This window comes from Lishizhenia sp. (genome assembly GCF_057456495.1).
The window spans coordinates 1-12,767 of sequence record NZ_JBVCPV010000073.1 but is presented as its reverse complement, the minus strand read 5'-3'; the positions used below and the strand labels follow the sequence as shown (position 1 = coordinate 12,767).

Below are 12,767 nucleotides of genomic sequence, written 5' to 3'. Positions count from 1 at the left end.
GTATCTCGTGATATGATAAAAGAAGGATTGAGCATCGTTAATGCTTTAGGTAGCGAAACGAACTTCTTGAAATCAAACGGTGAAGCACGTAGAGAGTTGAAAGGAAATGCTATCGCTGTAAACAAAGCGAAAGTAAAAGATGATTTCATGATTACTGAAGAGCAATTGATCAACGATAAGTACGTGTTACTTGGAAAAGGAAAAAAGAACAACTACTTGTTAATTGTGGAGTAGACATTTAGATTTTTAGACGGTTAGACCGTTAGATATATTGAAAGGGATGAGCATTGAATTGTTCATCCTTTTTTTTATTTCTGAGTTTTACAAATCCTTAGAAGAGGTTCACGAGTGGAGCGTCATGGTGAACGGAGCCGAACTGTCGTGAGATGAATCCTAGAATTAAACTAACTCCCTTTCTTCGCCTTATTCTTCTCCGCATTGGCGTGCAATTGATGGATAATTCCATCTGATAGTCCAATCTTGGGGACGAACATTTCTGTGGATTTCAAACAGGTCATGGCGTAAAGGTAGATTTCACACGCTGGAACGATTACATCGGCTCTATCGGGCTTTAATTGATATTTCTCGGCACGTTGATCTACATCCAAAGCTGCGAGTTTATCGTGAAGCTCATCCAACTCACGGTATTTGATGGGTTCCATGTGTTGTTTCCCCAACAGCTTGTGCACCTTGTTGATGTTACCACCAGTAGCAAACACTTTGTGCTGGACAGATCCATCTACGTGGTCTGCTATCCACTTTTTCATGGATTTCCATATCTGCTTGCTTTCCTTGTGCTTCATCATACGAATAGTACCCACACGGAAAGATTTACCTGCTACTTTTTGACCATCTTCGAATACAGAAATTTCTGTTGAACCACCTCCTACATCAATTACAATAAAAGGGGAATCTTTGTCTATGTTCAATAAAAAGAAAGTAGAGAAAATAATATCAGCCTCTTCTTTTCCACCGATAATTTCAATTTTCACCCCTACCTCTTTTTCGATATGCTCCTTGATTTCTTTACCATTTTTAGCTTCACGCATAGCAGAAGTAGCACAACACCTTAGTCCAGCTACATCGAAAACTTCTGCAATAAGCTTAAAGGCTTGCATGGTTTTTACAAACTCCTTTTCCTTTTTCAGGGAGATGATACCATCTTCGAATACTTCTAACCCCAAACGCAAGGGAATACGAGTATAACTGATCTTCTTAACGTAAGAATGACCGTTGTTTTTAGTGACCTGACCAATGAGAAGTCGGGCTGCGTTTGTTCCTATGTCTATGGCTCCGTAAATCAAGTGTTGCTTTTGGGTATTAAACTAAGATATTTTTTTGTCAATACCGCACAATTAGACTTGAAATTTCACCTACAAAAGTTGCATTTATACAGCTGCATCTCTTTCTAATTTCTTTTGGTAGTAGGCATAGATTTCAGTTTGAGAACGGTGTGCCTCCCCCTCTACGGTTCTATATTTATTAGCCTGCGCCCTGTCCAAAATTCTAGCCTTTTGGTTATCGCTCCATTGTATTTCAAAAATGTCAGCCACTTCTTGTTGTATCCCTTTGTCCAAAATAGGAGCTGTAACCTCTATACGTTTATCCAAATTCCTCACCATCCAATCTGCAGAAGACAAATAATGCTCTGGGTTTCCATTGTTACAGAATGAGAAATAACGAACGTGCTCTAAGTAACGGTCTACAATACTTATCGCCTCAATGTTTTCACTCTTCCCTTTTACACCCGGTACCAAACAACAAATCCCGCGAATAATGAGTCGTACTTTTACTCCAGCTTGACTCGCATCATAGAGTTTTTGTATCAACTTTTTATCTACCAGGTTATTCAATTTAATATTGATATAAGCAGGCAAACCACGCTTGGCATTCTTCACCTCTCTATTGATCAGGTTAATGAATTTTCGGCGCGTATTAAAAGGCGATACAAAGAGCTTACGGTACAAACCGCGTTCAATATTATTCTCTAACAAATTAAACACTTTCTCCACCTCATTTGTGATCAATGGATTGGCCGTAAGCAAACCGTAATCGCCATAAACTTTGGCTGTACCTCCGTGGAAGTTTCCAGTACCAACGTGCGCAACCAATTGTTTTTTACGCCCGACCATACGGGTAATTTGTATCAACTTCGAGTGTACTTTTAATCCAGGTACACCATAAATAATTCGCGCACCATGTTCTCTCAAATTATTGGCCCAGTACATGTTGTTTTCTTCGTCAAAACGCGCTTGTAGCTCTACCACAACGGTAATGCTTTTTCCATTCTGTATGGCTACACGCAAGGCGTTAATGACTTGCGATTTTGGCGCTACCCTATAGATATTGATTTTAATGCTCAACACTTTCGGGTCAATGGCACTCTCTCGTAAAAGATCTACCAAATAGTCGAACTTTTGGTAAGGATAGTGCAAGAGTATATCTTGTTTCAATACAGTTTTTATCACTGATCGAGAATCTCTCAAAACTGGATGTTCTAATGGAGGCAAAGGTTCGTATGTAAATTCCTTGATACCGAAATCCGGGAATTTCATGAAATCTTTAAAGTTATGGTACCTACTTCCAGAATCTTGATGGTCGTACTTTTCTATCCCTAGAGATTTTAGTAAGAATTTTAATAAATCCGCCGGCATGTTTTGATCATAGACAAAACGTATGGGCGAACCTTTCTTACGTTGTTTGATACTCTCCTCCATTTTTTCCATCATGGAAATAGAAATATCATCATCCAAAGTTATCTCTGCATCTCGCGTAAACTTGAACGTATACGCATGAATTTCATCGAATTTAAAGATGGAAAAGATGTTACTTAAGTGTAGTCGAATTACATCATCCAAAAGGATAACATTTTGCTTTCCATTGGTTGTTGGCAAGGTAATAAACCTTGGGTGCGAAGAAGGGATTTGAATCAAAGCATAATGCTTCTTCTCCTTTTCGTGCTGACAAAACTTTACCGCCAAGTAAATACCATCATCCTTGAGTCGAGGAAATTTCTTTTTGGTTCCTAAAATAATGGGAACGATATCTCTTTTGAGTTCATTACGGTAGTACTCATTTAAGAATTCCTTGTTTTCATCACTCACAGTATTCTCATTGACTTGAACAAAACCTTGTTCACCCAATTCTTTAAGAATACGCGCATAAGACAACTCAAAAACACGTCGCTGTCTTTTTACAGTAGTTTGAATTTCATCTAACAATGCAGACGGAGAACCATCAAAACCTTCCACTTTTCGGTTACGTAAAGCAATCATTCTGTGAATCGTAGCTACGCGCACCCTAAAAAACTCATCCATATTATTGGAGTAAATACCCAAAAAACGAATGCGTTCCACCAAGGGAACAGATTTATCTAAACTCTCCTGCAACACGCGTTGGTTAAACGATAACCAACTTAATTCTCTATTGATTAAACTCATAGTCTACCTGTAAAGTAGCAAAGATTGAAAACTTATCCTTCTACTTTCCTTACTTTTTCTAAAGTTAATTTAAAAGTTACTTTTTGATAACAATACACTAATAAAACTCTTAAAAATTCCATAAAAAAAGTCCCCAAATCATTTGGGGACCCTTCTAATACTATTTTGAGTAGTTTTACTTACACTTTCATACCGCGCACTACTCTATCTTTTCTCTTTTCTTTTTTCCATTTCTGTAACTTAACCACCAAGTAAGCACGTGCACTTGCCGCTGTCGCTTCATATTCTTCATTTCCGTATTCTACCAAACCTTTTCCGTTCTTCCATACCGCAACAAAGTAATACTTATCAAGGGTTGTATTTTCTTTCATAGCAAACCTCAATACTCTTCCTGCTCCCGGTTCAAATCGAATAATTATCTCTCCGTTTTCTCCGTAACTATCAAAAATACACTTGGTACGTGCAGGAATAATGATACGATCTGATGTAGTATTTTCACTCTTCACCAAAGATCCATCAGATTCTGTCGTTTTAACACCTTCACTTTTTTGACGAACCAGCTCTATATAATCTGAAGTATAAAACTGAACGCCTTTCATTTTCGAGGCATCTGTTAAATTCCATTCATCTCTAATTGCGTTAGTATACGCTTCTCTGGTCGCACAAGAACTTAAGACCAGCACCAACATCATTACTCCTAATATTCTTTTCATTCTATCTTGTTTTTTATTCCTTAATCAATTATTGCACCAAAAGGTTACATCCTCTAATATCGCTATTTTCAAACCTACCCAAAATTTTAAAACCACCTTCAACGCGCTTTCCCAAATCTTGTGTAGCGATAAAACTACAACTGTGCAAATTAGCTAAATCTATCACATTTACACCACCTGTTTTTCCATTTTTATTATACGACAATGCATCGTTCACCGATCTAATTCTTACATCCATCCAAGGTGGAGATTTAAAAAGCTGCTCTTCAACACTGTAAGTCTGAGATAAGAGTTCGGTCATTCCATACTCAGAAGATATGACCGGAATATTAAATGCTTTGCTTAACACTTCATGCAACTCTTCCTTTAGCATTTCCTTGCGTCGACCTTTCATGCCTCCTGTTTCTATCACTGCACAACCTTCCAAATCAGGCTTCAAATCTGCAAAATCTAACAAGGCATAACTTACTCCAAACAAGACTACCTTTTTATCAACTTGTTCCTTTCGAATCGATTGTATATGTGCTTCTAGACTTCTTATATCGTCCAAGAAGTATCCAGAAGAAGCATTCTTACTCGCTTTAATTAAGTGATCTACCATATACAATAAAGAGGACTCACCTTGTTCAAGATAACTCGGAAGCAATGCAATTACCACATGACCCTGAACATCACCTAAGAATGCATTGTAAGCTTTGAGAAAAGATTGCTCATATAGTTTTAAATCGTGCACATGATGTTCACTTCTTGTCATACCCGTTGTCCCTGAACTTTTAAAGACCTTTTGCGTTTGCACATAATCACAAACTACTTTGTCTGTTTTAAAAAAGGAAATGGGTAAAAATGGAATTTCTTCTACTGAAGTTGGTGTGGTTCTGCCCAGTAAATCGCAGAACTTTCTGTAAATCTTATTATGCGCATATTGATGCTGAAACACTTCCAAGGCAATTGCCTCGAATTCTATTTCATTCTGAATTGAAAATATGCGTTCAGCGATGTCTTCCATGATGCTACTTAGATTTAAAACAAAGATAATAGAGTCTTAAAAAAGTAGGCATAAAAAAAACGAGAGCTCTCGGACGGGCGTCCAAAGCTCTCGTTACACTAATCAACCTAACCTACTACTACTGCTACAAAGATATACAAGTTTTGTGGATGTAAAAGGAAAAAAAGCACTTTTATTTACCCGGGTAAAAGTTAGCCTTCAAAGATTGCTTCTGCGGATTTCTATGGATTCAGCGCGGATAATCTGATATGCTTGCATATAATCATCCAATCTCCCCATTTTACGATATCCATTTTCAGTCGCTGAATATTTGTCTTCATTTTTAGAATCCAATAATGGGGCTTAACTTATTATTAGATTTGTATTAAATTAGCAAAAAAGGATGAACATGAAGAAGGTACTTATTATAGATGACGAAGAAGATATTAGAGAATTGATCCAATACAATTTGGAAAAAGAAGGGTTTGAAGTAAGTACTGCCGAAAATGGAAAATTAGGATTAGAAAAGCTCAAAGAAAGTAAACCTGATTTGATTCTTCTAGACGTTATGATGCCTGAAATGGACGGAATGGAAGTTTGTGAAATCATCCGTAAAAACAGTAGCTATAACGATGTTGTGATTTGTTTTTTAACCGCTAGAAATGAAGATTACAGTCAGATCGCCGGTTTAGACATAGGTGGCGACGACTACATTTCAAAACCCGTTAAGCCCAAAGTACTCGTTTCGCGCATCAACGCTTTGCTTCGTCGTGGAGGAATGACAGCATCGGAAGAAGAGAACAATGAAATCAACGAAGACCTTATTATCGATAGAGAGCAATACTTAGTTATTCTAAAAGGAAAAAAATTACATCTACCTAAAAAGGAATTCGAACTTCTTTCTTTATTGGCCTCAAAACCACAAAAAGTATTCGGGAGAGAAATTATTTTGGATACCGTTTGGGGGAATGAAATTGTAGTTGGTGATAGAACCATAGATGTGCATGTACGTAAACTACGCGAGAAAATTGGCTCTGATTACATACAAACCGTTAAAGGTGTAGGTTACAAATTCATCGCCTAGTTTATCTTATTGTTAAGTCTTTAGAATAGCGCAACAAAAAATACTTCAGCAAACTATTTTTGCCCTCCATGAAAAGCATTAAACCCTATCAACTAATTTTTATCGGAAGCATACTCGTAGGAGTATTGAGCTTCTTGGCCATGTACTTTTTCTTAGCTCCAAAGGCCCAATTGGAACTGGAGCTAATGATAGTCATTGCATTTGGATTAGGTTTACTATGCTTTTTCATTTTCCAAGTTTTGATAACCAAATTCATTTCGAATAAAATCAAAATCTTGTACAGAACAATTCGCAAAGGGAAACTCCATCACGACGATCCTAACATTACGATTTATGGCGACATCTTGGACCAAGCTGCAAAAGATACCAACGAGTGGGCACAAGAACGCAACCAAGAAATTAGCAAACTGAAAGAACAAGCCGCTTTTAGAAAAGAGTTTTTAGGAAACTTAGCCCACGAATTAAAAACGCCAATTTTCAGCATACAGGGATATATCCTTACTTTATTAGAGGGAGGTTTAGAAGATGAGAATGTCAATCGCAAATTCTTAGAACGCGCTTCTAAAGCTACAGATAGAATCGCGGGTATTCTCGACGATTTAGACTCTATCACCAAAATGGAGGTAGATCGTGTAGAATTCAACTTCAAGAATTTCGATATCGTAGATTTGGCAGAGGAAGTTACGGAATCGTTAGAAATTCCTGCCCAAGAGAAAAATATACGTGTTGCTTTCAACAAGAAATACGATCCTATTTATGTGTATGCAGATCGAAACAAAATTGCACAAGTGCTTACCAACCTAATCAGCAACTCCATCTTTTATGGAAATGAAAATGGTAAAACAATTTTGCGCTTCTTCCCGTTAGAAGATGCAATTATGTGTGAGGTTGCCGACGATGGTCCTGGAATCGAGGAAGAAAAACTTCCGCGTATTTTCGAACGTTTCTACCGCGTGGAACAAAGTAGAAACAGAAACGAAGGAGGATCTGGTTTAGGACTATCCATCGTAAAACACATCATAGAATCTCACAATCAATCCATCAATGTTCGCTCTACAAAAGGATTGGGATCAACCTTCTCTTTTACCTTGGCAAGAGCTAAAAATCAAAGAGGATAATTCTTAAACTCTTCTTCAGTAACAAAAGTAAATTGTTTACGCTTGGCGTTGTGTTTGGCCAAATACTCTTGTTCGTTTTGACCCTTGGTGGGAATTAAAATGGCATTTCTTTTTAATCGTATCAAATCCATCAAGGTAGAATAACCGCTTCTAGAAATTATAATCTCTGACTCTCCAAACAGACGTTCCATCCATTCCTGATTGGGTTGATAATACACCTCCACATTATCTTTGGTAGCCTCGTAATCAAAAGCATCTAGACCTGCAATTAAAGCATGTTTCCCTTCACAATTTGAGAGGCGTTCACTCATCTCTAACAGAAAATCTTTTGCGTAAGGCATAGGCCCACTCACGATCACCAAATATTTATACTTGGGTTCCTGTGCTTCTACAGCTTGGCGAAAACGACTCAATATCCCTATGCGCTTATGTGCGATTTTAGACTGTGATAATTCACCACTTAAATCCAACTCACTATCGGGTACCCAAACCTCATCAAACTTTCTCAGCATTTTACGGTTCAACCATTGTCCGAAAAAAGCGTACTTGGGTAAATTTAAATGCAGTTGATGTGAAATAATAATACTTTTTACTTTTCGATGACGGAACCCGAAGCGCTGATCGCTGATGATTACATCAGGCGTAAAAACCTTCACCAATGCTTTCACCTCTTCCAATTCTACATCCAAACGATGCCTTAATTAAAAGTAGTTTTTCATTACATCCCTAAGAAAAGTTCCGTTGCCCTTGAACTTAAAAGGATAGCCTTTATGACTAACATACCACAGCTCAGGAAAATAAGCGCGGTAAAAATCTTCCTGATCCAAATTGCAGCAGACAATAACCTCATTCCCTTGTTTTATCAACTGTTCCAACAAAGGAACACTGCGCGAAACATGACCCAACCCCCAATTCAAAGGACTAAATAATACTGTTTGATGTGTGATAGTTGAAATACTTTCGTTCAAATCCTTGGAAGATTTCTATTTTTGCAGCTCCAAAATAGGAAAAAATGGCAAAGAACAAGTTACGTCGCTTTAATGAAATGAAGGAAATGTCAAATGTTTTTGAACCTTCTATGCACGAGGTCAAAGAAAACGCATTTGAATTAAAAGGAAAGTGGAGAGAGCAGTACTTCAAAAACGACAACCCTATCGTGTTAGAATTGGGATGTGGTAAGGGAGAATACTCCGTAGGTTTAGCACGTAAATACGCCAATAAAAACTTCATTGGTTTAGACATTAAAGGAGCCCGTATGTGGGTAGGAGCCAAAGAATGTATAGCCGAAGGTTTAAATAACGTCGCTTTTTTGCGTACAAAAATAGATTTCATTACTTCTTTCTTTGCCGAAAACGAAGTAGACGAGATTTGGTTAACTTTTAGTGATCCACAACCAAACAAGCCGAACAAAAGACTCACTTCTAAGTTCTTTATTGATAGATACAGACAAATCTTAAAGCCAGGTGGAATCGTACACTTGAAAACTGATAGTGATGTTCTATTTGAATCTACCGAAGAAGAAATTAAGGAACATGGATACAAACAATTGTTCTTCACTTGGGACTTATACGGTGATGTAGATAAATTGCCTGAGGAAGTACACGATATAATGCATATCAAAACTCACTACGAACAATTATTTACAGAAAGAGGTCACCAGATCAAATACTGTAAATTCCTAATTGATAATGAGCAAAACGATAAAGCTTAGCGAGAAAAACGCCGATTTCTTTGATCGCGTTTATCAAGTGGTAGAACTTGTTCCTTATGGACGAGTAACGAGCTACGGTGCTATTGCTAAATATTTAGGTGCTGCACGCTCTAGCAGAATGGTAGGTTGGGCAATGAACAATGCCCATGGCATGCCACATATCCCCGCACACAGGGTAGTGAACAGAAACGGAATGCTTACAGGTAAAATGCATTTTGAATCACCTACTGCTATGGAAGAAAAATTGCGAGCAGAAGGTATAGTGGTGAAAGATGACACCGTGGTAGATTTTAAAAATCTGTATTGGGACCCAACAACAGAACTTACGCTTTAATTGCTTGCCGTATAATTCAGCTCTTCTAAAAACAGCGTTTTATTGCCTGACATCTCAGCGCAAATAGCAATATCTCTATCTACTTCACGCATCAAAGCTTTCATTTCTACAACTTGTTGCTGCTGTTTTGCCATAAGCTCTACAGACTTCATGTGAGCTTTCGCCTTTTCCATCTGACGGTCATATTCAGATTGACAAGAATAAGATGCTCCCAATAGGAGACCTATGATTAATAGTTTAGTTTGCATATTTTAAATTTAAGACCTTTTTCTTAACAAAAAAAAGAAACTCTTTCAACTACATTTTCTTATTGATGAATACCTAATTCTAACCAATAAACTAATCTTTACTAAATACAACCTTTAACAGAAATACTTACATTTACCGCATGATTTTAGTCACAGGTGCCAGCGGTTTAATAGGGAGCCATCTCCTCTACAAATTAACTCTTTCGTCTAACTCACCTTTGCGTGCGCTTTATAGAGATGCAGCTAAAATGGACAAGGTCAAAGCCTTATTCAACTACTACAACCCCGAAGAAGGCAATACTTTATTCGATAAAATAACCTGGGTAAAATGCGATGTTCTCGACTTACCTGAACTTGAAGAACAAATCATAGGCGTTGATTATATATACCACTGTGCAGCAAAAGTATCCTACCAAAAAAAGGATTTCAGAAAAATGGTAGAAATCAATAGAGGTGGAACGGCAAATGTGGTTAATATGGCGTTGAAACACGGTGTAAAAAAACTTTGCCATGTTAGTTCAACTGCAGCCGTAGGTAAACCCGTTAAGGAAAGTACTACCCCTATTAACGAAAGCTCAAAGTGGAATCCTGACATTCCCGTAAGTGGTTATTCCATGACCAAGCATCTTTCTGAAAAAGAAGTATGGCGTGGTATAGAAGAAGGATTAAATGCTGTAATTGTTAACCCGAGTGTAGTTTACGGACCCGGTGACTGGAACGAAAGCTCTTTAACCATCTTAAAAACCCTTCAGAAGGGTATGAAGTTCTATCCTCCTGGAAGCAACGCTTTTGTAGATGCTCGAGACGTAGCCAACATCATGGTTCAATTAATGGAAAGTGATATTTCGGCGGAACGCTTCTTATGTGTCGGTGCCAACACGAGCTTTCAAAACATGATGGAAACCGCAGCCAAACATTTGGGTACCAAAGCTCCCAACATCGCCCTCCCCCGCTTTGCAGCCAACTTAGCATGGAGAGCAGCTAAACTTTTAAGTTTGCTTACTTTTTCGCAACCTGTGCTCACTAAAGACTCTATTGCCAATACGTATGCAACTGCAGTATTCAGCAACGAAAAAATCAAAAATGCAATCGGCTATCAATTCTATTCCCTCGATGAAATGCTAGAAAATGCCGTAAAGGGAAAACTTTAAACCTCTGATGATTAAGAAGATAAAACACACCGTTAAATTCTTGAATCTTTGAATTGTTAAATCCTTGAATTGTTGAATCCTTGAATTATTAAACCCTCCTCCTCAATAGGCCAACAGCCGGGCCTTCCTTTATATAAAGCAAAAAAAGAGCTAAAAACGCACTACGTTAAATTTAGCTTCTCTAGTCGCTAAGCTTTAACCAAGTGCCTTTAAAGCCCTTTATCACTTTATGCCAATACTGTCCCTGTTGGGAGTACTGCAATCTATTTCTTACTCTCTGCGTACAATACGTTAATCTGATCGATGTAGTTCAAAATCTTTTCTCTACCAAATTTAGAAGTAGAACTACTTGTAAATACAGGTGGTAACTCTTCCCAGATCTTTTTCATTTCCTTTTTGTAAACTGCCAAGTTTTTCTGCAAAGCAGTACTCGACAACTTATCAATTTTGGTAAATACCATTGAGAAAGGAATCTCGTTATGTCCACACCAGTTCATAAATTCTAAATCTATCTTCTGCGGTGGTAAACGTGCGTCCAACAACACAAATGTATTCAACAAATTTTCTCTGTTCATTAAATAATCTTGTATGAATTGCGTCCATTTAAACCTACTCTCTTTCGAAGCCTTGGCAAAACCGTATCCTGGTAAATCCACCAAGTACCACTCATCATTTATCAAGAAGTGATTGATCAATTGCGTCTTCCCTGGTCGCCCAGAAGTTTTGGCCAATTTACCATTGTTGGTTAACATGTTAATCAAAGATGACTTCCCCACATTCGACCTTCCAATAAACGCATACTCAGCCTTATCCGGAGTTGGGCACTTATCCAACTCTGTATTACTGATCACAAACTTTGCCTCTTTGATTATCATATTATTTTTTCTGCAAAAGTATTAAAATTTTCGGCCTTGCCATAGCAACTCTTCTTCCCATTTCCCACGCAATATTTTTCAACATTGACATTTTACTACCACTTTCTACCACCAGATAAATTTCACGTCAAAACCCAAGAAAAACAGTAGTTTTTGAAAAATAAATGAAACTTTATTTTGTCTCCTACCGTATCAAGTTATCAACAATGGTAGAAAAGTGGTAAAATGTGGTATTTTTTCCAGTATTTTTACCCATTATAAACTGTCATGGCAGGATTAGTAGGAGAATATGAAGTAAAAATGGACGCCAAAGGTCGTTTCATGTTTCCATCAGATTTGAGGAAGCAACTTTCTCCTGCTGCCCAAGAAAATTTCATGTTAAACAAAGGTTTTGAGGAGTGCTTAACTCTTTTCCCAATGAACGAATGGGAAAAATTAAGCGCCAAACTGAGCAAGCTAAACTTGTTCAAACCACAAAACAGAATGTTTTACAGACTCTTTCACCAAGGAGCCAAACAAATCAACTTAGACAAAGCAGGGAGGATTTTAATTCCTGTGGCGCAAATGGAAAAGGTTGGATTGAAAAAGGAGTTGGTGTTAATCGCTTACAACGATAGAGTGGAGATTTGGGACAAAGCTAAGTACTTCAATATGATTGAAGACAACATGGCAGATTTTGCTGATTTGGCAAATGAAGTAATGGGTGAATTTGGAGATGACACAGAATAAAGACTATACATACCACAATCCTGTAATGTTACAAGAATGTTTGGACGGGTTAAACATCAACCCTGAAGGAACATATATTGACGTTACTTTCGGTGGCGGAGGGCATTCAAGAGCTATCTTCGAAAAATTAACTACAGGTCGTTTAATTTCTTTCGACCAAGATCCAGACGCAAAGAAAAATGCTTGGGACGCGAAAAACTTTGATTTCGTAGCCAGCAACTTTGCCTTCATCAAAAATCACTTACGCCTTTTAGGCATCAAACAAGTAGACGGTATTTTGGCCGACCTAGGTGTTTCTTCTCACCAATTCGATGAAGGAAGCAGAGGCTTTAGCATCAGAGGAGATTATCCTTTAGATATGCGTATGAACCAATCTAGC

At 37.8% G+C, this 12,767-nt stretch carries 14 protein-coding genes and 1 pseudogene; 8 read left to right on the top strand and 7 right to left on the bottom strand.

Features of this window, described 5'->3' with window-relative positions; all coding sequences use genetic code 11:
- Positions 1–234, top strand: a pseudogene (locus tag AC22ZQ_RS07015) (tyrosine--tRNA ligase); the annotation flags it as partial.
- Between the two features lie 170 nt (positions 235–404).
- Here AC22ZQ_RS07015 and AC22ZQ_RS07010 read toward each other — a convergent pair.
- From AC22ZQ_RS07010 to AC22ZQ_RS06995, 4 genes are all read right to left on the bottom strand, one after another.
- Positions 405–1,304, bottom strand: coding sequence for a Ppx/GppA phosphatase family protein (locus tag AC22ZQ_RS07010; RefSeq protein WP_318958071.1), 900 nt, complete (start codon positions 1,302–1,304; stop codon positions 405–407).
- Positions 1,305–1,388: 84 nt separating this feature from the next.
- Positions 1,389–3,440, bottom strand: coding sequence for a polyphosphate kinase 1 (ppk1, locus tag AC22ZQ_RS07005; RefSeq protein WP_318958070.1), 2,052 nt, complete (start codon positions 3,438–3,440; stop codon positions 1,389–1,391).
- Positions 3,441–3,619: 179 nt separating this feature from the next.
- Positions 3,620–4,153, bottom strand: a complete 534-nt coding sequence (locus AC22ZQ_RS07000) for a hypothetical protein (RefSeq protein ID WP_318958069.1) — start codon at positions 4,151–4,153, stop codon at positions 3,620–3,622.
- A 28-nt stretch (positions 4,154–4,181) separates the two neighbouring features.
- Positions 4,182–5,159, bottom strand: a complete 978-nt coding sequence (locus tag AC22ZQ_RS06995; protein ID WP_318958068.1) for a LuxE/PaaK family acyltransferase — start codon at positions 5,157–5,159, stop codon at positions 4,182–4,184.
- A gap of 382 nt (positions 5,160–5,541) precedes the next feature.
- Between AC22ZQ_RS06995 and AC22ZQ_RS06990 the strand changes: the two genes are divergently transcribed.
- Positions 5,542–6,222 carry a response regulator transcription factor gene (locus AC22ZQ_RS06990; RefSeq protein WP_318958067.1) on the top strand — a complete coding sequence of 227 codons (681 nt, stop codon included), beginning with the start codon at positions 5,542–5,544 and terminating at the stop codon, positions 6,220–6,222.
- Between the two features lie 68 nt (positions 6,223–6,290).
- Positions 6,291–7,340: a sensor histidine kinase gene (locus AC22ZQ_RS06985; RefSeq protein ID WP_318958066.1), complete on the top strand. Its 1,050-nt coding sequence runs from the start codon at positions 6,291–6,293 to the stop codon at positions 7,338–7,340.
- Here AC22ZQ_RS06985 and AC22ZQ_RS06980 read toward each other — a convergent pair.
- The gene (locus AC22ZQ_RS06980) at positions 7,328–8,029 is read right to left on the bottom strand and encodes a glycosyltransferase (RefSeq protein ID WP_318958065.1); all 702 of its coding nucleotides are present in this window, start codon (positions 8,027–8,029) and stop codon (positions 7,328–7,330) included. The two genes, AC22ZQ_RS06985 and AC22ZQ_RS06980, sit on opposite strands and share 13 nt — an antisense overlap.
- Positions 8,030–8,352: 323 nt before the next feature.
- Between AC22ZQ_RS06980 and trmB the strand changes: the two genes are divergently transcribed.
- Both trmB and AC22ZQ_RS06970 read left to right on the top strand, forming a co-directional pair.
- Complete coding sequence (gene trmB / locus AC22ZQ_RS06975; protein ID WP_318958064.1) at positions 8,353–9,051, top strand: tRNA (guanosine(46)-N7)-methyltransferase TrmB; 699 nt, start codon at positions 8,353–8,355, stop codon at positions 9,049–9,051.
- Entirely contained in the window at positions 9,029–9,385 is a 357-nt protein-coding gene (locus tag AC22ZQ_RS06970) for an MGMT family protein (RefSeq protein WP_318958063.1), read from the top strand. The genes trmB and AC22ZQ_RS06970 overlap by 23 nt, the downstream gene beginning before the upstream one ends.
- On the opposite strand, the gene AC22ZQ_RS06965 is transcribed toward AC22ZQ_RS06970, so the two are convergent.
- Positions 9,382–9,633: a hypothetical protein gene (locus tag AC22ZQ_RS06965; RefSeq protein WP_318958062.1), complete on the bottom strand. Its 252-nt coding sequence runs from the start codon at positions 9,631–9,633 to the stop codon at positions 9,382–9,384. The genes AC22ZQ_RS06970 and AC22ZQ_RS06965 overlap by 4 nt on opposite strands.
- Before the next feature lie 140 nt (positions 9,634–9,773).
- Between AC22ZQ_RS06965 and AC22ZQ_RS06960 the strand changes: the two genes are divergently transcribed.
- On the top strand, positions 9,774–10,784 hold the full coding sequence (locus AC22ZQ_RS06960; RefSeq protein WP_318958061.1) for an NAD-dependent epimerase/dehydratase family protein: 1,011 nt from the start codon (positions 9,774–9,776) through the stop codon (positions 10,782–10,784).
- A gap of 263 nt (positions 10,785–11,047) precedes the next feature.
- On the opposite strand, the gene yihA is transcribed toward AC22ZQ_RS06960, so the two are convergent.
- The gene (gene yihA / locus AC22ZQ_RS06955; protein ID WP_318958060.1) at positions 11,048–11,659 is read right to left on the bottom strand and encodes a ribosome biogenesis GTP-binding protein YihA/YsxC; all 612 of its coding nucleotides are present in this window, start codon (positions 11,657–11,659) and stop codon (positions 11,048–11,050) included.
- 267 nt (positions 11,660–11,926) lie between these two features.
- On the opposite strand from yihA, the gene mraZ reads away from it, so the two are divergent.
- Entirely contained in the window at positions 11,927–12,388 is a 462-nt protein-coding gene (gene mraZ, locus AC22ZQ_RS06950) for a division/cell wall cluster transcriptional repressor MraZ (RefSeq protein ID WP_318958059.1), read from the top strand.
- Positions 12,375–12,767 (top strand): 16S rRNA (cytosine(1402)-N(4))-methyltransferase (gene mraW, locus AC22ZQ_RS06945; RefSeq protein WP_318958058.1); only part of this gene is annotated, 393 nt, incomplete at its 3' end. The genes mraZ and mraW, both read left to right, overlap by 14 nt.